Raw genomic sequence first — 22,633 nt, forward strand, 5'->3', positions numbered from 1 at the left:
CTTATTTTAAAGTATAGTAGTTGGTTAAAAGCTCAAATTTGCTTTGAAATTTGAGCTTGCTGGTGATTAAAATTTATATGTATATCCCATATAAAGACCGATGTTTGTCTCTTTTGTTTTTGCATTATCATATTTTGCTATAGAGCGATATTTTGTTCTATCAGCTTTTAAACCAAACTCAACTGCATTATTTTCATTGATAGAGTACTCAGCACCAACTTTTGCGCCTAGTATCCAGCCATTTGTACTAGCTTTTTCAGAGCCATCATGAATATCAAATACATCCATTTTAAGCTTTGAGTAACCAGTGTATCCACCAAAAACTAGCTTTATGTCTTTTGTCAATTCTGGTGTATGGTCTGCGCCTACTAGAAATTTATGTGTACTCCATTTTATTACTGTACCATCTTCATCGCCAAGTGATTTCTTTGCTTGAAAGTCGTAAATGTAAGCTCCATAAACTCTAAAACTATCAAAATCATAGCCGGCTTTTAGTCCGATACCTGGTTGAGCTTTTTTGACTTTTGTTGTGTTATTATCGCTTTTTGCTGTTAATTTTGAATTAAAAGAGTAATCTCCTTCGATTCCAATAAACGCTCCTTGTGCTAAAGCAGTGGCGCTAGCCAGACTTAAGCCTAAAGCAACTTTTAAAACTACATTTTTCATTTTTACTCCTTATTTAAAAAAGTTTGACTGGTATTCTAAATTTTATTGGATTAAATAAAGTTTAAATATTCAATTAAATATATGAAAAACATAAAATAATTCAATTGTTTTCTTATCAGAATAAAATTTATAAAATCACTCGAAAAAAGGAGTGTAAAGTGGCTAAGATGACAAAACGTGATATGGCTTATCATTTAGACGTTGACGTCGCAACGCTTTACAACTGGCGAAAACACAAACCAAACCTTTATCGTATCGTGATGCTTGGATTTAAATTTGATGAGCTTATCGAGCAGAGCAAAAAGACTTGTAATGAGCTTTGCGAATATGAAAATTTAATCAATCAAGACATAGAAAAATTTAGTAAATAATCATTTAAAAATCGTAATCTCTTTTATAATAGCAAGAGCTAGAAAATTTAAAATTTCTAAGATATTTTTAGCTGGATATTTTAAGTGAAGAAATTTGAGCTCAAAGCAACTGCTTCAAGCTCGGTAAATTTACTCGTTTAGGATAGAGAGAAGCTCTTTGTTGTCTTTTGTCTTTAGCATTTTTGCATACAAGAATTTAAGCGCTTCAACATCATCCATTGTCGCAATCGCAGAGCGGATAGCCCAAATTTTTTGAAGCTCATCAGGTTTTTGAAGTAGCTCTTCTTTTCTGGTACCTGATTTTAGAACGTTGATAGCTGGGTAAATTCTGCGGTCAGAGATATTACGGTCAAGCACGATCTCGCTGTTTCCAGTGCCTTTAAACTCTTCAAATATAACTTCGTCCATGCGTGAGCCAGTGTCGATTAGCGCAGTTGCGATGATGGTTAGCGAGCCACCATGCTCGATGTTTCTAGCTGCTCCAAAGAAGCGTTTTGGCTTGTGAAGAGCGTTTGCGTCCACGCCGCCTGTTAGCACCTTGCCACTTGGCGGGGTCACTGTGTTGTAGGCGCGTGCTAGACGGGTTATGCTATCAAGCAGGATAATGACGTCTTTGCCCATTTCAACTAGACGTTTTGCCTTTTCGATGACTAGCTCTGCTACGCGGACATGGTTAAGCGCTGGCAGGTCAAATGTCGAGCTAAAAACCTCGCCTTTTACGCAGCGCTGCATATCGGTAACTTCTTCTGGTCTTTCATCGACCAAAAGCACCATTAGCTGGGCTTCTGGATGATTTTTAGCGATGCCGTGAGCTAGCTCTTTCATAAGCTCAGTTTTACCACTTCTTGGAGGTGCGACGATGAGGCCGCGCTGACCTTTACCGATAGGTGTGAAAAGGTCAAGCACACGGCCCGTTAGCTTCATCGGGTCATACTCTAAATTTAGCTTTTCAGTTGGGAAAAGTGGGGTTAGGTTGTCAAATAACGGCCTCTCTTTTGCGTCTGCTAGAGGCATGTAGTTTACCGCCTCGATCTTTAAAAGAGCGTAGTATTTTTCTTGATCTTTTGGCTCTCTTACTTGGCCGGTGATGATGTCGCCCACACGAAGTGCAAATTTACGGATCTGTGAGTTTGAAACGTATGCGTCATTTGAGCTGTCGCTTAAATTTGCATCGACAGCCCTTAAAAAGCCATAACCTTCATTTGTGATCTCCAAAATTCCAGTAAATAGTATAAAGCCGCCTTGTTTTGTCTGGGTTTTTAGTATCTCAAATATCAAATCCTGCCTGCGAAATTCGCGTGGATTTTCGACACCGACGCTATTTGCGATCTGCACTAGCTCATCTAAACTAAGCGTTCTTAGCTCTTCGATCTTGTGTCCGTCTACTGGTATGTGTGTTCTTGATGCTTGATGTTTTTTTGTAGTTTTTGTGCTTTGAGCAGCACTTTGCTCGGTTTGGTTATTTTCCATATTTCCTCTTTAAATGCGGGGATAATTTTGCAGAATTTCTAAGTTTCAAAAAGAAGTTTTTGAAAGTTTTGGCATTTTATAAAAATAAAACTTTGTTGTCAAGAAATGGTATAAAATAAAATTTTTTGCTCAAAAATGGTTGATTTGCTATAATCTCGCCATTTTATAACGATAACAAAAGAAGAAATTTGTGCCTATTTTTGTAGTTTATCTGCTTCAAATTTATGTATTTAAATTATGGTGCGTAATAGGCATGTGATGCAATAATATTGGTAAAAATTTTAGATAAAAGAAAGTAAAAATGCCACAAAGTAGATGTGCTCATTGTAGATTAAAATTTGATGAAAGCGTGATGATCTCAAATGAAAGTGGACTTAAATTTTGCTGTGTTGGTTGCAAAGGTGTTTATGAAATTTTAAATGAAAATGGGCTTAGTGAGTTTTATGAACGTCTTGGTAAAAATACACTTACACCGGCAAGCAACGGTGCAAATATCAAAAATTTAGCGGCAAATTTTAGCGAGCTTGTGACAAAAGAGGGTGAGTTTAGTCAAATTTCATTTTTAATCGATGGTATCACTTGCTCAGCTTGCATCTGGCTACTTGAAAAGGCACTTTTTAGCTTACCTGGCGTCTTGGAGGTAAATATCAACTCGCTTAATCAAAAAGCGGTCATTGTTTTTGATGAGCAGGAGCTTTTAATAGAGCAAATAATTGAAAAAATTTATGCCGTTGGCTACGTCCCAAAGCCATATGCTACGAGTCAAAAAGAGGACGAACTAGCTAAGAAAAGAAGAAATTTTTACACAAAAGCGCTAGTTGGTATCTTTGCTACGATGAATATTATGTGGCTGGCCATTGCTCAGTATAGCGGGTATTTTAGTGGTATAAGAGGCGATATAAAAGATATTTTAAGCTTTGCGCAGTTTGTATTAGCAACGCCTGTACTTTTTTATACTGGTAGCGAGTTTTTTAAAGGAGCAAAGATAGCCATAAAAAACGCTTCGCCAAATATGGATTTGCTCGTTATTACCGGAGCTAGCATAACATATATCTACTCGATTTATGCGATGTTTACGAGGAGTAGCGAGAGCTATTTTGACTCGGTTGCGATGATCATTACCTTTGTTTTTATCGGTAAATTTTTAGAAATTTTGGGCAAGAAAAAGGCGCTTGAGACTTCAAATTTCTTAAATGATATGCTGCTTACAAAGGTATGCATTTTAGAGGATGACAAGGATGTTTTAAAAGAGCCAAGAGATGTAAATTTGGGCGAAAAGATCGTGCTAAGATCTGGCGAGAGGGCGCTACTTGATGGAGTAGTGCTTAGTGGTGAGGCAAGTGTGGATAGCTCAAGTCTAACTGGAGAGAGCCTGCCTGTGACCTTGGGAGTGGGGCAAGAGGTGAAAAGTGGCGTCATTTGTCAAAATGGACAAATCATCTATGAATCAAAGAAAATTTTTAAAAATTCTTATCTAAATCAGCTTATAAATTTGCTCCAAACTGCTGAGCTAAAAAAGCCAAATATCGAGCTTGTAGTCAATAAAATCGCTTCTAAATTTTCTCTTAGCGTGCTAACTTTGGCATTTTTTACATTTTGGTTTTGGTACTTTAAATTTGGCTTTTCAGAAGCTATTGTCACGGCTGTTAGCGTCATCGTGATCGCTTGCCCTTGTGCGCTTGCGCTTGCCACGCCAGTTAGTAGTGTCTGTGCCCTTGGTGTGGCCTTTAAAAATAGAGTGCTTTTTAAGGAGGCTAAATTTTTTGAAAGCCTTGCAAAGTGCGATGTAGCGGTCTTTGATAAGACTGGCACGCTCACAAAGGCAGAATTTGAAGTTAGTGATTTTTTCATAAAAGAGAGCATAAGCTTAGATGAAATTTATTCGCTGGCTCTTATATCAAATCATCAAATAAGCGTGGCAGTGGCTAAATTTTTAAAGCAAAAAGGCGCAAGGAAAATAGAGCTTAAAAATACAAATTTAAGTGTGGCAAAGGGTGTTGAGGCTGAAATTTCAGGTAAGAAATTTTATGCAGGAAGTAAGCGATTTTTAGTTGAAAATGGTATTGGCTTTGATGAAGCTGAAGAAAATGTAAGCTTTTTTGTGGGGCTTAATGGTGAGTTAGTGGCGAAATTTTACCTAAAAGATAGTGTAAAGCCCGAGGCAAAGACCTTGATAGACGAGCTAAAGAGCGCTGGCATGAAAGTGTGTATCTTAAGTGGCGACGTGCAAAAAGTGGTAAAAAATGTGGCAGATGAGCTTGGCGTGAGTGAGTTTAGAGCAGAGATGTTGCCTGAAACGAAAGCTAAATTTATAAGCGAACTAAAAGAGCAGGGCAAAAAGGTGCTAATGGTAGGGGACGGCATAAACGACGCAGCAGCACTTAGCCTTGCTCATGTTGCCATTTGCATGGGAAGTGGGGCGGCAATAAGCTTAGAAAGAAGCGATGTGGTGCTGCTTGATGATAGTTTAAAAAGTCAAGCAAAGGCCATAAAAATCTCAAAATTTACTTACAAAACGATAAAGCAAAATTTGCTCTTTTGTCTTCTTTATAATGTTCTTGCTCTGCCATTTGCCGTATGTGGCTACGTCATTCCGCTATTTGCTGCACTTTTTATGTCGCTTAGCTCGCTAAGTGTTATCTTAAACTCGCTTTATATTGTTAGAAAATTTAAGGAAAAATAATGGATAGCGCGACACTTGCGATGCTAGTTTTTATCTCGGTTTTAATGGGGGCATTTTTGCTTTTTGGCGTGCTTTGGGGGATAAAAAATAAACAATTTGAGGACTACCGAAAATTTTTAGACGGAGCAAACTTGGACGATGAAGATGCACTAAATGAAGCTTATGAGTTAGAGCTTCGCAAAAAAGAAGCTCTCAAAAAAAGAGCAGGGTCTAATAAAGATAAAATTTAGCTCTCAATCGTTGGCTCCCCAAAAAGTCTATTGGCCTCTTTTAGAACCCCTTGTTCTCTTTGTCTTTGAAGCTCTTCTGGTGTTTTTGGCTCTTTATTTAGCATCAAAGCAAAGTTATTTTTCTCGTTTTGCAGCTCGCTTTTTATCTCGGTTTTTGGCTCATTTTTAGTTTCAATGTTATTTGCATTTAGTCTTGAAATTTCCTCATCAAGCTCGTCTAGTTCGCTTTTTTCATTATTTTCTAAAGAGGCTTTAGGCGTCTTAGTTTGTACTTTTTGCTCATCACTCTTTGCATTTACTATTTTTGCATTTTGTCCAAAAAGCGTACGCAATATCTCATTTAAAATTTTCCAATTTTTCTTGAAATATTCAAGATTTTCATCTTTTGCATTTACTATCAGTCCAAGCTCATTGTTATTAAAGAAGCTAAATTCTACAAATTCTTTAAAAAACTCGCCAAGATCGTAATTTCTATCATAAATTTTTGTTAAAAAGAGTTCGTATGGACCTTGCATTTTAGCAGGAGCTACTTGGCTTTTTTGAGTGATGACTTCTGTGATTTGTGTGGAATTTTCGCTATTTTTTGAGATCACTTCATTTATAGCGTCATCGATATCTTGTAAATTTAGCGCTTCTATCATCATAAAAAGCATTAGCATTAGCACAAAGCCATTATCGCTACTTACATTTAGCATACCTTTAGCTTGTGCCAAAATCCTAAAAAATCTCTCATAAACAAGTAGCGAAATTTTTGAGTCGTTTTCTATAAATTTTTGCTTTAAATTTGCCAAAATTTCATCTATTATCATCTCAGGATCGTAGCTTTCAAGTTCGCTCACAAGCACTCTAATGGCATTTTTATCATGATTTAAAACATGAGTTATTATATCTTCGATCTTTTCTGGATCAAGAAGTCCTAACATCGATGCTACGCCATTTGCCGTGACATTATTTGCCCCGTAAATGATAGCTTGATCAAGAAGTGTCAAAGTATCTCTTAGCGATCCTCCGCCACTTCTTGCTAAAATTTCAAGTGCCTCTTTTTCGTAGCTAATGCCTTCTTTGCTTAAAATAAACTCAAGATGTTTAATGATGCTGTATCTGTTTATTTGCTTAAACCTAAAATGCTGCGTTCTTGAAAGCACCGTTGTTGGGAGTTTTAATGGATCGGTCGTCGCTAGGATAAATTTTACATAGCTTGGTGGCTCTTCAAGCGTTTTTAAAAGAGCGTTAAATGCCTCTTTGGTTAGCATATGCACTTCGTCAATTATAAAAATTTTATATCTTGCCATTGCTGGAGCATATTTTGTTTGCTCTATTAGCTCTCTTATATCATCTATCTTTCTGTGGCTAGCAGCGTCCATTTCGATGATGTCCATATGCCTTGACTCATTTGCCATGATGCATTGTGGGCATACTTCACATGGTTTTGAAGTAGGTCCTTTTTCGCACACTAAAGCTTTTGAAAATATCCTGGCACTTGAAGTTTTACCACTGCCTCTAAGCCCAGAAAATAGATATGCGTGGCTTATGCGACCCTCGTCAAGTGCGTGTATAAGACTTTTACTAACTGCTTCTTGACCGATAAGTTCATCAAAATTTTTAGGGCGATATTTTAAAGCTAGTGCTTGCAATGCGGTATCCTTTTTATAAAGTTCAAGGATTTTATAAAAAAAGGTATAAATTTATGATTATTTATATATTTAATTGGCTTTAAATTTTTTATTTTAGTTTAATGAAGGCGAATAAATTTTTATATGTTTGCATAAAATTCCTAGTGTATTTGCAAAAAATATAAAAAATTATCCCTTTTTATAATGATCCATAGCCGATTAGATTTAAAATTTATAATAAAAATACATAAAATTTTATGTTAAATATTTTGTATTTTTGTATGAATTGTGTTTGGTATAAAAAGCCTTGGCATGTGTGCCAAGGCAAAATTTTAGATTAGCAAGAGAAACAAGTTTTAAACTCATAAGCGGTTGGACGTGCTTCGTAAGGCCAAACTTGAGTTTCAAATTTAAAGTGTTGATAGGTATCTATGAAAAGATCGGTCATTATTGGTTTTAAGTATTCATTATCGCGAATTAGCGCTTCAAGGCTACCACGAAGTGTGTGTGGAAGCTGCTCTATGCCACGCTCTCTGATCTCATCTAGGTGAAGTTTAAATAAATTTTCATCCATAGGACCAACTGGCTCATATTTGTGCTTAACGCCGTCAAGTCCTGCCATTAGCATCGCTGAAAAGGCTAGGTAAGGGTTTGCTGTGCTATCTGGAAATCTCATCTCAGCCCTAACTGACTTTTCACCTGAGCCATAAGGTATGCGGATACTTGCTGAGCGGTTTTGACTAGAGTATGTTAGGATAGATGGTGCTTCAAAGCCAGGGATTAGGCGTTTGTAGCTATTTGTGCTTGGGTTAGTAAAGGCTGCAACGCTTCTTGCGTGTTTTAAAACACCACCAATATAGTATCTTGCGAAATCACTTAAATTTGCGTAGTTGCCCTCTTTATAGAATAAATTTTTACCATCTTTCCAGACTGATTGATGCACGTGCATGCCGCTTCCGTTGTCGCCATAAAGTGGTTTTGGCATAAATGTAACTGTCTTGCCATTTAGGTGAGCGACCATACGAACGACATATTTATAAATTTGAACATTATCGGCGGCTTCGACTAGATTGCCAAATTTCACGCCGATCTCACCTTGTCCTTGAGCAACTTCGTGGTGACCCAAAAATACTTCAAGGCCAACTTGCTCTAGAACTTGCATCATCTCGGCTCTTAGATCTACCATGCTGTCGATTGGCTGAGTCATTAAGTAGCCGCCTTTTCTGCGTGGGCGATGACCTGTGTTGTAGCTATCTTTGAAGTCAGTAGCATCGTTCCACTCGCCTTCTTCGCTATCTACTTGATACATCGCACAGTTTGGACTATCGATGATTTTGACGTTATCAAAGACAAAAAATTCATTCTCAGGGCCAAAGTATGCCTCATCACCAAGACCGCTATCTTTTACATATTGCATTGCTCTTTTAGCTATTGAGCGAGGGCATTTTTCATAAATTTGGCCTTTATAGATGTCGTAGATATCGCAAAAAACAACGACTGTGATATCAGAAGTAAATGGGTCTAAAAATGCAGTTGTGGCTTCTGGCTTCATTATCATGTCGCTCTTATCGATTGGTTGCCAGCCATGCATAGAGCTAGCATCCATCGGGATACCATTTATAAAATTTTCTTTCGTAACAGCTTTTATGTTGTAGCTAATGCTATGCCAAGCACCACCTAAATCAGTAAATCTAAAATCTACAAATTTGACTTCATTTTCTTTACAAAAATCAAAAAAATGATCTATATTTTGGACGAATTTTCCCACTTTTTTTCTCCTTTTAATTTTTAAATTTTTCGTATTCTATCATAAAACCTAATATTTAAGATTAAATTTATATTTTATTTGAACCCAATCTAAAATTTTACTAATTCTCTATCTCTATTTTTAAATATTGCACATTTTGAATAACCTAAATCTCTAGCTATTTGCTCGCAAATTTCACCATTTTTACCGATATCCTCTTTTGTGTGAGCGTCTGAGCCAAAGGTGATGGTTATATCTTTTTCGGCTATAAGCTCTAGTAAATTTACGCTTGGATATTGCTCGCCGATAGGCTTTCTAAAGCCAGCAGCATTTATCTCAACAACTAAATTTGCTTCTTTTATCGCATTTACTGCATTTTTAGCCAAAATCCTAACATCCTTTTTTGGCAAAAATTTAAAAAGTTTTAAAAGATCGATGTGCCCCATAATGTCAAATTTGCCAAGCTTAGCCGATCTTTCTACATGATCAAAATACTCTTGCCAAATTTGATCCAAGTCTTTGCCCTCGTAGCCACCGATAAATTCTGGATTGTCAAATGCCCAGCCATTAAAAAAATGCACAGAGCCTATTAGATAATCAACCTTTCTAGCAAAAACTCGCTCATCCATAAATCCATCTAAAAAATCCATCTCGTAGCCAAGCAAAATTTCTATCTCACCGCTAAATTCATCTCTTAAATGTAAAATTTCATCTTCATATCCTTGCATTTCATCAAAGCTCATTCTATAAGCTTCATCGTAGTTCATCGGTGCGTGATCGCTAAAGCCAAAATATTTTGTGCCAGCTTTTATTGCGTTTTGTACATACTCTCTTGGCTCTCCAACTGCGTGCTTGCAAAGTGGCGTGTGGTTGTGAAGATCGACGGTCATTTTTTGCCTTTTAAGGTCATTTATTTTTAAAAATGCTATCTAAAAATTTATAAATTTAAAGATAAAAGCATTGCCTTTAAACTTACTTTTTATTTAAATCCTATATAATCAAGTCAAATTTTATTAGGAGCTTTTATGACCCAAGAGGAACTTGACGCACTTATGGCAGGTGGGCTAGATGATGAGTTAGATGATACTAAAGAAGATGCTGGCCAAGAGGTTGCGGACGTCAAAGAGGATACGGACGAGGTAACAGAAGTTGCAGAAGCAATCGATACTAAAGATGAGCCACAGTCAAAATCAGAAAGTAATTCAAAGAATGCGGAAAATTATAGAGTGAGTGCAGATGGCGTTTGGCCACCACCACCACCAACAGAAGACCACAAAATGGTTCATCAGCTTGATGACGTAACAAGAGATAGCGAAGAAAAAGCTACTCAGATGTTTGACAAGCTTGAGACGATAAATAACTTTTTTATGGACGCTGAGAGCGACTCAAATAGCCTAAAAGACACAATAAACTCAAATATTGAGCTATTTACGACACTAAGCGAGAAATTTCCAAATATCGCTGCATTTAGTGAGGCTTTGGAGAAAAACAACTCGCTTCTTGGCACGATCGATAATATCATCGGAAATTTACAAATGGGACAAGATGAGATCATGATGGCTATGGATATGATGCAGTATCAAGATATCCACAGACAAAAGATAGAGCGTGTTATCAACGTTATGAGAGCGCTAAGTAAATATATGAATACCTTATTTGAAGGTAAAATCGACGATGATAAGCGTGTTAGCTCTGCTGTTCACATCGCTGGTGATACAACGACTGAAAATCTTGTCAGCAACGACGATATCGAAGCCTTGATAGAAAGTTTGGGTAAAAAATAGTGCTAAAAAGGCCTGAGCTTTTATCTCCAGCTGGAAATTTAACAAAACTTAAAATCGCCCTTGAGTATGGAGCCGACGCAGTTTATGGCTCTGTGGCTAGCTTTTCACTAAGGACTAGATCAGCAAGGGAGTTTAACCTTGAAACATTCAAGGAGGCGATAGACTACACACATGCAAAGGGAAAGAAATTTTATGCGACCATAAATGCTTTTCCTTTTAACTCTCAGATAGAGCCGCTAAAAAGGCACTTGCAAACCATCTCAGCGATGAAGCCAGATGCCTTTATCATCGCAACTCCAGGCGTTATGAGTCTAGCAAAAGCCATCGCTCCTGATATCGAGATACATCTCTCAACTCAGGCAAATGTTATGAACGTGCTTGATGCAAAAATTTATCACGATATGGGCGCAAAACGTATCGTCGTAGCACGCGAGATGAACTTGAAAGATGTCATAAAGATAAAAGAAGAAATTCCAACTCTTGACATTGAAATTTTTGTACATGGCTCGATGTGCTTTGCTTACTCTGGTAGGTGTTTGGTAAGCTCAGTGCAAAGCGGACGTATGTCAAATCGCGGCAGCTGTGCCAACGACTGCAGGTTTAAGTATGAACTTTACGCTAAAAACGAAGAGAGTGGCGTGCTTTTCCGCTTAGAAGAGGATGAAAACGGCACTCATATTATGAACTCAAAGGATCTTTGCCTCATCTCTCACATCAAAGAGATCGTTGATAGTGGCGTAATAGATAGCCTAAAAATAGAAGGTCGCACAAAGAGCGAGTACTATGCAGCCTGCACAGCAAGAGCCTACAAAATGGCGATAGATGATGCACTGGACGATAAATTTGACGCACAAATTTATGAAAATGAGATAAATACACTAAAAAATCGTGGCTTTACGGATGGCTACTTGGTGCATAGACCTTATGAACGAACCGATACACAAAATCACGTTAGCAGCCTAGAAGAAGGCACACATCAGGTAAATGCAATAAGCGAAGATGGTGAGTTTTTTAAGTGTAAATATAAAATTTTTCCAGGCAATAGCTACGAGATTGTGGCGCCTATCGGCTCACACATAGATGATAGCGAGAATGAAATCTCAAAGGTTTATTCACAAGATGGCAAGAAATTTATTAAATTTAAGCAGCTCATCACCAAAAAAGGTAAAGTTATGAGTGAAATTCATAGCGGCAATGAAAATGAGATAAGCCTTGGTATTAAGCTACCAAAATTTAGCTTTTTAAGGGAGAAAATATGAAATTTGTTTCTATTATAATGGGAAGTAAAAGTGACTATGAGATAGTTAGCGAGGTGGCAAAAACTCTTGAAAAATTTGGCGTAAAATATGAACTGATAATCAGCTCAGCTCACAGAAGCCCAAAAAGAACGAGCAAGTACGTCGCAAATGCTGAGAAAAAGGGTGCAAAAGTCTTTATTGCAGCTGCTGGTATGGCGGCTCACCTAGCTGGTGCGATTGCTGCAAATACAACAAAACCAGTGATCGGCATACCAATGGCAGGTTCGGCCCTTAGCGGTGTTGACGCACTTTACTCAACTGTGCAAATGCCAAGTGGCATGCCAGTGGCAACTCTAGCTATCGGCAAGGCCGGTGCCATAAATGCGGCCTATTTGGCAGTGCAAATTTTAGCGCTTGAAGATGATAGTCTGGCAAGTGCTCTAAAAGCTGACAGAGAGGCAAAGATAAAGGCTTTAGAGGAAGACTCTTCAAAGGTTGAAGTGATACTGTAAAAGGGAGAAGCGGTGCAGACCTATCTTGGAGTTGATGAATTTTGCAAACTTGTGCACTTGGAGCGTGAAGTTATCGAAGATATGATAAATCGTGGCGTTTTGAAAACCAAAGAGGAAAATGGAGAAATTTTGATAGAAGCGAGCGAAGGAACGATGAGCGTGGTGCCTAGTGTTTCACAAAATTTATCCTTGCAGCCGCAAGGCCAAGATGGTATCAGCTTTGTTGAAAAGACGATTGGAACGATATTAAATTTACACGAAAAGGTGCTTGACGCAAAGGATGAAACGCTAGAGACCTTAAGAAATGAGAATAAATTTTTAAAAGAGGCGCTCATTTCGATGCAAGAGCTCTATGATGAAGATAGAAAAACGGTCGAGACGCTTACAAAACAGCTTAAAATTTCACAAGATGAAGTTGAATTTTTAAAACGAAAATACAAGCTAATGTGGAACCAAGCGGTTGAAAATTTTAATGGACAAAAGTAGTTTATGAAGATTATAAATTTAGAGGATAGTTTTGAAATTTACGGAGTAAAAACTCGCACTAAAAATGAAGATGAGATAGGTGGCAAGGGTAAAATTCCAGCTTTATGGTCTAAATTTATGAGTAAATACTATGACGGCAAGAGTGAAATTTATAGCGTTTACTGCAACTACGAAAGCGATCTTAATGGACATTACGATAACTTCATCGGCATAAGATCAAGCCACAAAAGTGATGAAATTTTAGAGATAAAAAGTGGCAAATATGCCGTTTTTAGTTTTGCAAGGGAGCCGCAAAATGTTGCAAAATTTTGGGATGAAATTTGGAAATATTTTGAAAGTAGCGAGCTAAAAAGAGCCTATAAAACGGATTTTGAGCTTTACGACAGCGACGAGATAAAAATTTATATTTCTATTTTAGGTTAGGAAAAATGAATAAAAAAAATAATAGTTCAATCTTAAGTTTTATCGAAAATTTTGGTAACAAATTGCCAAATCCAACTATGCTTTTTATATATCTTTCGATTATTACGATAATAATATCGTTTGTATTAGAAAAGATGGGCGTTGGCGTAAGCTATCAGGCTATCAAAGATGGACAAATATCACAGCTTAATGCAAATGTTATAAATTTGCTTTCTGCTGATAGCCTTAGATCTTTTGTTTCATCTGTACTTAAAAATTTTACTAATTTTTATCCTTTGGGAGTAGTCTTTGCGATTATTCTAGGTATTGGTATCGCAGACAAGTCTGGACTTTTGTCAGCACTTATGACAAAGATTGCCTTAAAATCTTCCAAAATATGGGTAACTCCAATCGTTATTTTCCTTGGTGTAATGTCAAATGTTGCTTCCTCGGTTGGCTATGTTGTACTAATCCCGCTCGGAGCTATTTTATTTGCTGGATTTGGTCGTCATCCAATTGCTGGATTAGCTGCTGCTTTTGCTGGTGTTAGCGGTGGCTGGTCGGCAAATTTATTAATCGGTACAAATGACCCTATGTTTGCAGCATTTTCTATGCAAGCAGCTAGCGTGTTAAATCCAGATTATGTAGTGTTAGCAACTGCAAATTGGTACTTTATGATCGCTTCGACATTTTTGATCGTATTTGTTGGCTGGTTTGTAACAGATAAAATCGTAGAGCCTAGGCTTGGTAAATTTGATTTTTTGGGTGATTTTAGTTTGCAAGAGCATAGTGAGATAAGTGCAGAGCAAAAACGTGGCTTAAAATTTTCACTAATAGCGTTGATTGTTTTTGTGATTTTACTGCTTGTGGCTATTTTGCCTTCTGGTTCTTTATTTGGAGCAAAAGGCAATGAAAGCTTTATGAAATCTACTTTTATGCATTCTATTGTTGTTTTTATGATGTTACTTTTTATAGTGGTAGGTGTCGCTTACGGCGTAGGTGCTAGGAGTATAAAAAGTAGTAATGACGCCATAAAATTTATGGAACAATCTATTTCTGAGCTATCAGGATTTTTGGTTTTGATATTTTTTGCAGCTCAGTTTACATATCTTTTTAATACCTCAAATATTGGGCTAGTGCTTTCTATAAAAGGTTCTATTTTTCTAAAAGAGGTCGGATTAACTGGACTTAGTCTTATCATAGTTTTTATTTTTTTGATCGCTTTTATAAATTTATTTATAGCTGTTGATTCTGCAAAGTGGGCTATGATGGCTCCGATTTTTGTACCAATGTTTATGAATCTTGGACTCTCGCCAGAGCTTACACAGGCTGCTTTTAGAATAGGCGACTCTACTACAAATATCATAACGCCTTTGATGCCGTTTTTTGTTTTGATAGTAGCTTTTATGCAAAAATACAATAAAGAGTTAAAAATCGGATCAGTGGTTTCTATTATGCTTCCTTATACGGTTGCATTTTTAATTTCTTGGACAGCGCTAATGTCGTTTTGGTACATTTTTGATCTACCGCTAGGACCTGGTGCAGTTATACGCTATGTAAAGTAAAATTTTAAAAGGAAAGCAATGACATTTTCACAAATAATATTAACCCTTCAAAACTATTGGCAAGAGCAAGGCTGCGTGATACTTCAACCATACGACATGCCAGCTGGTGCGGGCACATATCACCAAGCGACTTTTTTAAGAAGCCTCGGACCAAAGCCGTGGGCGACTGCATATGTAGCTCCAAGCCGCCGTCCTACTGATGGCAGATACGGCGAAAACCCAAACCGCCTAGGCGCTTATTATCAGTTTCAAGTACTCATAAAGCCAAGTCCAGAAAATATCCAAGAGCTTTATTTAAAAAGCCTTGAAAAGCTTGGGTTAAATTTAAAAGATCACGACATCCGCTTTGTCGAGGATAACTGGGAGAGCCCGACTCTGGGCGCTTGGGGGCTAGGCTGGGAGGTCTGGCTAGATGGCATGGAAGTGACTCAGTTTACATATTTTCAACAAGTGGGTGGCATCGCATGCGAGCTGATCTCTGGTGAGATAACATATGGCCTTGAACGTTTGGCCATGTATCTACAAGATGTAAATAGTGTCTACGACATCGTTTGGGATGACAGGGATGGAAATATCGTAACCTACGCCGACGTTCACAAACAAGGTGAGTATGAGTGGAGTAAATATAACTTTGAAGTAGCAAACGTAGATATGCTTTTTAACCAGTTTGAAAACGCATTTAACGAGTGCAAACGCTGCTTAGAGGCTAAAATTTCACTGCCAGCTTACGACTACTGCATGCTTGCGGCTCACATATTTAACGTCCTTGATGCGCGTGGGGCGATCAGCGTAACGCAAAGGCAAGACTACATCCTAAAAATCCGCGAGCTGGCCAAAGAGTGTGCGCTAACTTATAAAGAGAGCCTAGAGCAAAAGTAAAATTTTATGAAAATAGCTGAAATTTATAAAATTTTAGATGAAATTTGTCCATTTGCGAGCCAAGAGTCTTGGGATAATAGTGGCCTTCAAGTTGGCTCATTTGATAGCGAATTTGAGCGAATTTATCTAAGTCTTGATTTGGATAGCGAACTTTTGCAAAATGTCTTGCCAAATTCGCTCATCATCACTCACCATCCACTCATTTTTAAGGGGCTAAAGAGCCTAGACTACAGCCTTTATCCAAGCTCACTCATAAGAGAGATGGTGATAAAAAATATCTCGCTCATCTCGCTTCACACAAATGCTGACCTTGCATTTTTAAATGAAAAATTTGTAACGCAGGTTTTGGGGCTTGAAATTTCAAGCAAAGAGGGTTTTTTGATCTACGCTGATGTGAAGATGAAATGTAGTGAGCTTTGCAAATTTGTAAAAGAAAAACTTGGGCTAGAAAATTTAAGAGTGGTTCATGCAAAAGATGAAATTTCTAAAATTTGTATCTGCACCGGAAGTGGCGCAGATCTCATCCAAGATGTAAAAGCAGACGTCTTTTTAACGGGTGATCTAAAATATCACCAAGCCCTTTATGCAAAGGAAAATGGGCTAAATTTAATCGATATAAATCACTATGAAAGTGAACGTTGTTTTGGTGATTTTTTAGCAAAATATTTGCAAAATCTGAAAATTGAAGTTATAATACGCAATTCTAAAAATCCATTTACATATTGCTAACAAAAAAAGGAAACATTATGAATAAATACTTACAACAATTAGTTGAATTATCTGACCTTGATAAACAAATAGATGGCTTTATACCACGCATTCAGGATATAGAAAAGGCTTATAAAAATATAGAAGAAGAGTGCGAAACTATAACGGTTAATATAGAAAGACTAGATGAAGAGGTAAATGACCTAAAATCTCAAAAATCAGGCACAAGTGCTCATATTGCCGAGTTTAGTGCAAAGATAAAAGATGTAGCCAAAAAAAGCTCAAGTGCAAAAAGTGAAAAGGAGATAAAAGCTCTAAGTCTTGAAGAAGATATTGCAAAAGAGCAACTTGAGGCTGCAAATGAAGAGATTGCTAGACTTGAGAAGCTAATAGATAGTAAAAATAGTCAAAAAGATGAGCTTGGTGCAAAAAAAGCTGAACTTGAAGAGAATTTAAAAAATATAAAAAGCAAAACTTCATCTGAACTTGAAAATATCGGGAAAGAACGTGAAGAAGTTTATGCTAAAAAAGACAAGCTTATCGCCACTATGAATCAAAAAATTCTCGCATTTTATGAAAAAATTAGAAAATGGGCTCATAATACGGCTGTTGTTCCTGTAAAAAAACAAGCTTGTTATGGTTGCTTTATGCAGATAAACGACAAAACTTTCTCTGCTGTTATCAAGGGTGAAGATATTGTTACATGTCCGCATTGTGGCAGAATTTTATACAAACAAGAGCAATAACACATTTGGTGATAATAATATATTACTTTCTAGCCTCAATACTCTATCTCTTTGGGGCTATCTTTTTATTTTTTTTAAGTTTTAAAAAAAAGTATCATAAGTCGATTCCAGCACGTTTTTTTCTATTTAATAATCCTAAATTTCAAGATGCAGATGTGCATTTTCACGCTTGCTCGTTTGGCGAGATACAAGCGCTTAAACCTTTGATGCAAAAATTTGATAGTAAAGCTATAAGTGTGGTGACAAATACGGGCTTTGAAGCGGCAAGTAAAATTTGCTCTAACGCGAGATTTTTGCCATTTGAAATTTTTTTGCCATTTTGGCTAAAAAAGAGCAAAATTTTAGTTATTTTTGAGGCTGAACTTTGGCTTATGCTAGTTTTCATGGCAAAGCTAAAGGGTAGCCGAGTGATATTAATAAATGCGAGAATTTCAGATAGAAGCTACAAAAGCTACTTAAGATTTGGCTTTTTTTATAGATATCTTTTTAAATTTATAGACAAAATTTATGCCCAAAGTGAGCTTGATAAAGAGAGGCTAAAGTCGCTTTGTGCAGGTGAAATAGAGGTCGTTGGCAACATAAAAGCTGCGTTTTTGTCAAGCGTGAGTAAAATTTATGAAAAGCCAAAAGCTAGAGTGATCGTGCTGGCAAGTACTCATGCTTGCGAGGAAGATATGATTTTAGAAAATTTAAATTTAAAAGAAAACGATCTTTTAATTATTGCACCACGCCATCCTGAGAGATTTGCAGATGTTGAAAAGATAGCAAGCGAGTACGCCAAAAAGTATGATTTTAGCTTTGCTAAATTTAGTAAAACACATAATTTTAAAGCAAAGATAAATTTACTTGATACTTTAGGCGAACTTGTAAATGTTTATGCTATTAGCGATATAGTAGTGCTTGGAGGCAGTTTTGTACCAAATATCGGCGGACATAATCCAATCGAGTGCGCGCAATTTAGCCCAGTAATAATTAGTGGAGAGTTTATATTTAACCAAAAGGCGTTATTTAGCCTAGTTGAAAACATCTACATCGCAAAAGCTAGCGAGATTGGCGGTATAATAGATAGTGATGCCAAAAAGAGCAAGATCACTGTGCAAGCAAGCTCTGATGCGATCATAGAAGATATAAGGAGCACTTTATGAGTGAAGAAAAAGCGTATAAAATTTTAGCTAAACAAAAAAATATCTCAAATAACGAGGCAAAGGAGCTAATAGATAGCGGTCTAGTCTATGCTAAGGGGCAAAAGGTGATGATTGCTCGTGCCTTGATGAGTGAAAATACTAAATTTAGCGTCGAAGAGATGCCAAAACCAAGCATTATCTTTGAAGATGAAAATTTAATAGCTATAAACAAGCCTGCTGCCATAACTAGCGAAAAAATCAGCCAAATTTATAAATTTCCACTCCTTCATAGACTCGATAAAGACACGAGTGGCGTGCTACTTCTTGTAAAAAATGACGAATTCGCAGCACTTGCGATAAACGAGTTTAAAAAGATGAAGGTTGAGAAAATTTATGTGGCCGCAGTTAGGGGTATCATGAGCGAAGAAGTGGTTGTAAATGAGCCGATCTTAACGATAAAAAATAAAAATGGCGCTTTTTCAAAGATATCAAAAGATGGCAAAGAGGCGATCAGCGAAATTTCACCACTAATGGTTGTAGGTAAAAAAACGCTTGTAAAAGTTGCCATAAAAACAGGTAGGACACACCAAATAAGAGTACATCTAGCTAGCTTAAATTTACCTATCGTTGGCGATGAGAAATACGGCAAAAATAGGTCAAACAGAATGTTTTTGCATGCTTATTCTATTGCTCTTTTAAATTATAAATTTAAAGCGCCAATCTCAAGAGAATTTAACTCTCTTGGATTTGAGCTATCTAATAAATTTGAAATTTAAAGAGCAATAAAGAAATTATTTAGTAATATACGCCCTTTAATAACAACTTAGAAAGGTGATTAGTGTTCGAACAAATTAGCGAGTCTTTTAGATTAGCTGTTAGCAAGATACGTTTTGTAGATGACGAAAAAGCTCTAAAAAACGCACTTGACGTGCTCAAAAAAGCTCTTTTAAAAGCTGATGTTCACCATAAAGTCACCAAAGATCTACTCGCGTCTATCGAAAGCGAGTTAAAGCAAACTGGCGTTGGTCAAAAGAATTTCCTAGATGCGATCAAATCAAATTTGACGACCATTTTAACAGCTCCTGGTAACCAAGGCTTTGTCTATGCGCCAGTTGCACCAACTATTGTTTTGATGGCTGGCTTACAAGGTAGCGGTAAAACAACGACAACTATTAAGCTTGCAAACTATCTAAAGTTAAGAAAGAAAAAAGTTTTAGTTGCGGCTTGTGATTTGCAAAGATTGGCGGCAGTTGAGCAGCTAAGACAGCTCTGCGTTGCAAATGAGATTGATCTTTTCTTTATAGAAAATGAACATAACCCAATAAAAGTAGCAAAAGAAGCATTAGAAAAAGCAAAAATTGGTCTTTACGATGTGCTTTTAGTGGATACCGCTGGTCGTCTTGCGATTGATGAAAAGTTGATGCAAGAGATAAAAGATGTAAAAAATGCTATAAATCCACATGAAATTTTTTACGTAGCTGATGCTATGAGTGGTCAAGATGCTGTAAAAACAGCTACAAGTTTTAATGAAATTTTAGGAATTTCTGGAGTTATCCTTTCTAAATTTGATTCTGACTCGAAGGGTGGCGTAGCTATTAGTATTGCAAAACAGCTAAATATTCCACTTAGATTTGTCGGTACTGGCGAGAAAGTAGCTGATATTGAGAGTTTTATACCAGATCGTATTGTAAGTCGTATAATGGGTGAGGGTGACTTGGCCACTTTGGTTGAGAAAACATCGACAATTATTGATGAAAAAGAGGCAAAACGTCTAAATCAAAAGATAAAAAAAGGTCAGTTTAACTTTAATGACTTTTTAGATCAAATGGAAAGCGTTAAAAAGCTTGGTAGTATGAAGTCTTTAATGGGGATGATACCTGGTCTTTCAAATATTGCAAATCAGATAAAAGATATAGATCTTGATAATTCAAAAGAAATTTTGCATATTAAGGCTATGATAAACTCTATGACACAAAAAGAGCGTGAAAACCCAGACCTTTTAAATAATAGTAGAAAAAGACGTTTAGCGACTGGTTCTGGACTTTCTCAGGTAGAAGTAAATCGTTTTTTAAAGCAGTTTGAAAATGCCTCAAAACTTGCTAAGAAATTTTCAGGAAAAGGTGGAGCAAAAGGACTTGCAAATATGCTTTCTCAAGCAAATTTAAAAAGACCTGTTTGATAAAAGGGTTTAAATTTGGATATTTGTTATCTAAATTTAAGCTTTATTTAAAAACAAGAGGAGAAATATAATATGGCAACAGTAGTAAGACTAACAAGAATGGGACGTAAGAAAAGACCTTTTTATCGTATAGTTGTTACAGATAGCAGAAAAAGACGTGATAGTGGCTGGATAGAAAGTATTGGCTATTACAATCCTATGGTTGAGCCAAATGTTATAAATTTCAACAAAGAGAGATTAGATTACTGGAAAAGCGTTGGTGCTAAACTTAGCGATAGAGTTGTACAAATTACAAAATAATGGTTAAAAATTTTTTATACGAATATGCCAAGTTGATTGCCGATTTTCCTGATAAAGTAAGTGTTGATCGCAAGGAACTTGGTGAAAATTTTGCTGAGATAATCATAAGTGCTGATAAGGTTGATACGGGAAAACTTATCGGCAAAGATGGCAAAATGATAAACGCTATAAAGACCGTTATTATTGGTTGTAAAGCCAAAGATAATACAAGTTATAGGGTAACGGTAAAAGCTATTGAATAGTGATATTGTTGAAGTCGCTACCATTGGAAGATGTGTTGGTTTAAAGGGCTACTTAAAGCTTCACAATAAGAGCGACTTCCCAGAACAGTTTAAAAAAGGTGCAACCTTTTTTGACAAAAACAATGATCAGCTGACCATAAAAGACTATAATAGACAAAAAGAGCTGGTTTTATTTGAAAATTTTGATGACTTAGATCTTGCTAAAACGCTTGTAAATAGAACTATATATACCACAAAAGAGCTCACTAGAAAAAACTGCAAATTAAAAAAAAATGAATTTTTTCAGTTTGATATTATTGGCTTAAAAATTATAGAAAATGGTGAAATTTTGGGTATTGTAGAAGATATCCAAGATAATTTTGCAAATTCACTTTTATACATAAAAACTGATGAAGAGCTTACCTTAGGTGGTAAACCAAAGAATTTTTACATTCCATATTTAGAGCATTTTATTATAAGTGTAAATTTAGATAATGAAGAGATTTTGGTAAAGGGTGCTAGAGACATTTTAGAAAATTCATGAAATTTACATTTATTACACTTTTTGAAAATTTAGTTAAACCTTATTTTTGTGATTCTATTTTAAAACGTGCAATTGGTAATAAATTTATTGAAATTGATTTTATAAATCCAAGAAATTTTACTAAAGATAAGTATAATAAAGTTGATGATTATATGATCGGAGGCGGAGCAGGGCTTTTAATGTTCCCACAGCCTTTGGATGAGTCAATCAAATTTCTAAAAGCAAAAGATAAAAATACTCACGTGATATTTTTGACACCAGTTGGTAAAAAATTTAATCAAAATGATGCAAAGAGGCTTTCTAAAAAAGATCACATTTGTTTTGTTTGCAGTAGATATGAAGGCCTTGATGAACGAGTTGTTGAGCTTTGGGCAGATGAAGTTTTTTGCATAGGCGATTTTGTTTTAACTGGCGGAGAGCTTCCTGCGCTTTGTATGAGTGATGCAATATCAAGAAATATACCTGGAGTTTTAGGAAACGATATGAGTCTTGAAGTTGAGAGTTTTGAGGATAATTTGCTTGAAGCCCCATCTTTTACAAAGCCTGATAATTTTAGATCAATCTTTGTGGTTTCAGAGTTTTTAAAGGGTAACCATGCTAAAATCCACAATTTAAAAAATAAGATGGCTCACTGCAAAACAAGGTTCTTTCGCCCTGATTTATATCAAAAGCTTAAGCCACATAAATAAGGAAAAACATGAGAAATAAATACATTGAAGCATTTGAAAATGCTCAAATTGCTAGTAAAAATATTCCTGACTTCCGTGCAGGAGATACATTGCGTGTTGCTACTCGTATTCACGAAGGCGATAAAACTAGAATTCAAAATTTTGAAGGTATTTGTATAGCTAGACGTGGTAGTGGCACAGGCGAAACATTTATCATTAGAAAAATTGGCGCTAATAGTGTTGGCGTTGAGAGAATTTTCCCAATTTTTAGTGACTCAATAGAAGAGATAAAAGTTCTTAGAAAAGGTCGTGTTAGAAGAGCTAAATTATTCTATCTACGTGACCTTCGTGGTAAAGCTGCTAAAATCCGCGAACTTAGAAAATAATTCTACTATCTGTCCTGAAGTCTATTCAGGACTTTTAATCTTCTTTTTAAATTTAATTTTTTAAATATTTTTTTGTTTTTTAATATTAAAAATTTATTTATTTTTATTGTT

General features: G+C 36.3%; 25 protein-coding genes. 20 read left to right on the forward strand and 5 right to left on the reverse strand.

The window, feature by feature from the left end:
- Window positions 1-66: 66 nt before the first annotated feature.
- Complete coding sequence (locus tag G6W45_RS03160; RefSeq protein WP_194167487.1) at window positions 67-666, reverse strand: outer membrane beta-barrel protein; 600 nt, start codon at window positions 664-666, stop codon at window positions 67-69.
- A 158-nt stretch (window positions 667-824) separates the two neighbouring features.
- On the opposite strand from G6W45_RS03160, the gene G6W45_RS03165 reads away from it, so the two are divergent.
- The gene (locus tag G6W45_RS03165; RefSeq protein ID WP_002941953.1) at window positions 825-1,037 is read left to right on the forward strand and encodes a transcriptional regulator; all 213 of its coding nucleotides are present in this window, start codon (window positions 825-827) and stop codon (window positions 1,035-1,037) included.
- Between the two features lie 129 nt (window positions 1,038-1,166).
- On the opposite strand, the gene rho is transcribed toward G6W45_RS03165, so the two are convergent.
- Window positions 1,167-2,507 (reverse strand): transcription termination factor Rho, encoded by a 1,341-nt coding sequence (gene rho / locus G6W45_RS03170; RefSeq protein ID WP_103624246.1) that lies wholly within the window; start codon window positions 2,505-2,507, stop codon window positions 1,167-1,169.
- Between the two features lie 301 nt (window positions 2,508-2,808).
- Here rho and G6W45_RS03175 point away from each other — a divergent pair, with 301 nt between their 5' ends.
- Both G6W45_RS03175 and ccoS read left to right on the forward strand, forming a co-directional pair.
- Window positions 2,809-5,190, forward strand: coding sequence for a heavy metal translocating P-type ATPase (locus G6W45_RS03175; protein WP_194167488.1), 2,382 nt, complete (start codon window positions 2,809-2,811; stop codon window positions 5,188-5,190).
- Window positions 5,190-5,420: a cbb3-type cytochrome oxidase assembly protein CcoS gene (gene ccoS / locus G6W45_RS03180; protein ID WP_107784900.1), complete on the forward strand. Its 231-nt coding sequence runs from the start codon at window positions 5,190-5,192 to the stop codon at window positions 5,418-5,420. Before G6W45_RS03175 ends, ccoS begins: the two co-directional genes overlap by 1 nt.
- Here ccoS and G6W45_RS03185 read toward each other — a convergent pair.
- From G6W45_RS03185 to G6W45_RS03195, 3 genes are all read right to left on the reverse strand, one after another.
- On the reverse strand, window positions 5,417-7,054 hold the full coding sequence (locus G6W45_RS03185; protein WP_194167489.1) for a DNA polymerase III subunit gamma/tau: 1,638 nt from the start codon (window positions 7,052-7,054) through the stop codon (window positions 5,417-5,419). The two genes, ccoS and G6W45_RS03185, sit on opposite strands and share 4 nt — an antisense overlap.
- Window positions 7,055-7,370: 316 nt before the next feature.
- Window positions 7,371-8,801, reverse strand: coding sequence for a type I glutamate--ammonia ligase (glnA, locus tag G6W45_RS03190; protein ID WP_103604288.1), 1,431 nt, complete (start codon window positions 8,799-8,801; stop codon window positions 7,371-7,373).
- An 89-nt stretch (window positions 8,802-8,890) separates the two neighbouring features.
- Window positions 8,891-9,670, reverse strand: a complete 780-nt coding sequence (locus G6W45_RS03195) for a histidinol-phosphatase (protein WP_194167490.1) — start codon at window positions 9,668-9,670, stop codon at window positions 8,891-8,893.
- Window positions 9,671-9,805: 135 nt separating this feature from the next.
- Between G6W45_RS03195 and G6W45_RS03200 the strand changes: the two genes are divergently transcribed.
- The 17 genes from G6W45_RS03200 (at window position 9,806) to rplS (ending at window position 22,522) form a co-directional block, all read left to right on the forward strand.
- On the forward strand, window positions 9,806-10,564 hold the full coding sequence (locus tag G6W45_RS03200) for a chemotaxis protein (protein ID WP_194167491.1): 759 nt from the start codon (window positions 9,806-9,808) through the stop codon (window positions 10,562-10,564).
- Complete coding sequence (locus G6W45_RS03205; protein ID WP_194167492.1) at window positions 10,564-11,823, forward strand: U32 family peptidase; 1,260 nt, start codon at window positions 10,564-10,566, stop codon at window positions 11,821-11,823. The genes G6W45_RS03200 and G6W45_RS03205 overlap by 1 nt, the downstream gene beginning before the upstream one ends.
- A complete protein-coding gene (purE, locus tag G6W45_RS03210; protein ID WP_194167493.1) occupies window positions 11,820-12,314 on the forward strand; it encodes a 5-(carboxyamino)imidazole ribonucleotide mutase in 495 nt (164 codons plus the stop codon). Before G6W45_RS03205 ends, purE begins: the two co-directional genes overlap by 4 nt.
- Before the next feature lie 12 nt (window positions 12,315-12,326).
- Window positions 12,327-12,800: a DUF3972 domain-containing protein gene (locus G6W45_RS03215; protein ID WP_084041391.1), complete on the forward strand. Its 474-nt coding sequence runs from the start codon at window positions 12,327-12,329 to the stop codon at window positions 12,798-12,800.
- A gap of 3 nt (window positions 12,801-12,803) precedes the next feature.
- Complete coding sequence (locus G6W45_RS03220) at window positions 12,804-13,223, forward strand: GyrI-like domain-containing protein (protein ID WP_194167494.1); 420 nt, start codon at window positions 12,804-12,806, stop codon at window positions 13,221-13,223.
- Window positions 13,224-13,228: 5 nt separating this feature from the next.
- Window positions 13,229-14,767 (forward strand): AbgT family transporter, encoded by a 1,539-nt coding sequence (locus G6W45_RS03225; protein ID WP_194167495.1) that lies wholly within the window; start codon window positions 13,229-13,231, stop codon window positions 14,765-14,767.
- Window positions 14,768-14,785: 18 nt separating this feature from the next.
- Complete coding sequence (glyQ, locus tag G6W45_RS03230) at window positions 14,786-15,646, forward strand: glycine--tRNA ligase subunit alpha (RefSeq protein ID WP_194167496.1); 861 nt, start codon at window positions 14,786-14,788, stop codon at window positions 15,644-15,646.
- 6 nt (window positions 15,647-15,652) lie between these two features.
- A complete protein-coding gene (locus G6W45_RS03235; protein ID WP_194167497.1) occupies window positions 15,653-16,375 on the forward strand; it encodes a Nif3-like dinuclear metal center hexameric protein in 723 nt (240 codons plus the stop codon).
- 17 nt (window positions 16,376-16,392) lie between these two features.
- A complete protein-coding gene (locus tag G6W45_RS03240) occupies window positions 16,393-17,100 on the forward strand; it encodes a zinc ribbon domain-containing protein (RefSeq protein WP_194167498.1) in 708 nt (235 codons plus the stop codon).
- Between the two features lie 8 nt (window positions 17,101-17,108).
- On the forward strand, window positions 17,109-18,245 hold the full coding sequence (gene waaA, locus G6W45_RS03245; RefSeq protein WP_194167499.1) for a lipid IV(A) 3-deoxy-D-manno-octulosonic acid transferase: 1,137 nt from the start codon (window positions 17,109-17,111) through the stop codon (window positions 18,243-18,245).
- The gene (locus G6W45_RS03250; protein WP_194167500.1) at window positions 18,242-19,000 is read left to right on the forward strand and encodes an RluA family pseudouridine synthase; all 759 of its coding nucleotides are present in this window, start codon (window positions 18,242-18,244) and stop codon (window positions 18,998-19,000) included. The genes waaA and G6W45_RS03250 overlap by 4 nt, the downstream gene beginning before the upstream one ends.
- Window positions 19,001-19,062: 62 nt before the next feature.
- Window positions 19,063-20,403, forward strand: a complete 1,341-nt coding sequence (ffh, locus tag G6W45_RS03255) for a signal recognition particle protein (protein WP_194167501.1) — start codon at window positions 19,063-19,065, stop codon at window positions 20,401-20,403.
- 72 nt (window positions 20,404-20,475) lie between these two features.
- Window positions 20,476-20,703 carry a 30S ribosomal protein S16 gene (rpsP, locus tag G6W45_RS03260; RefSeq protein ID WP_021090829.1) on the forward strand — a complete coding sequence of 76 codons (228 nt, stop codon included), beginning with the start codon at window positions 20,476-20,478 and terminating at the stop codon, window positions 20,701-20,703.
- Window positions 20,703-20,945, forward strand: coding sequence for a KH domain-containing protein (locus G6W45_RS03265; protein WP_021091005.1), 243 nt, complete (start codon window positions 20,703-20,705; stop codon window positions 20,943-20,945). The genes rpsP and G6W45_RS03265 overlap by 1 nt, the downstream gene beginning before the upstream one ends.
- Window positions 20,938-21,468 carry a ribosome maturation factor RimM gene (rimM, locus tag G6W45_RS03270; RefSeq protein ID WP_194167502.1) on the forward strand — a complete coding sequence of 177 codons (531 nt, stop codon included), beginning with the start codon at window positions 20,938-20,940 and terminating at the stop codon, window positions 21,466-21,468. Before G6W45_RS03265 ends, rimM begins: the two co-directional genes overlap by 8 nt.
- Entirely contained in the window at window positions 21,465-22,157 is a 693-nt protein-coding gene (gene trmD, locus G6W45_RS03275) for a tRNA (guanosine(37)-N1)-methyltransferase TrmD (RefSeq protein ID WP_194167503.1), read from the forward strand. Before rimM ends, trmD begins: the two co-directional genes overlap by 4 nt.
- A gap of 8 nt (window positions 22,158-22,165) precedes the next feature.
- Window positions 22,166-22,522, forward strand: a complete 357-nt coding sequence (gene rplS, locus G6W45_RS03280) for a 50S ribosomal protein L19 (protein ID WP_021090978.1) — start codon at window positions 22,166-22,168, stop codon at window positions 22,520-22,522.
- Window positions 22,523-22,633 lie beyond the last annotated feature (111 nt).

It is taken from the genome of Campylobacter concisus (assembly GCF_015229955.1).
GTDB classification, from domain to species: Bacteria; Campylobacterota; Campylobacteria; order Campylobacterales; family Campylobacteraceae; genus Campylobacter_A; species Campylobacter_A concisus_AT.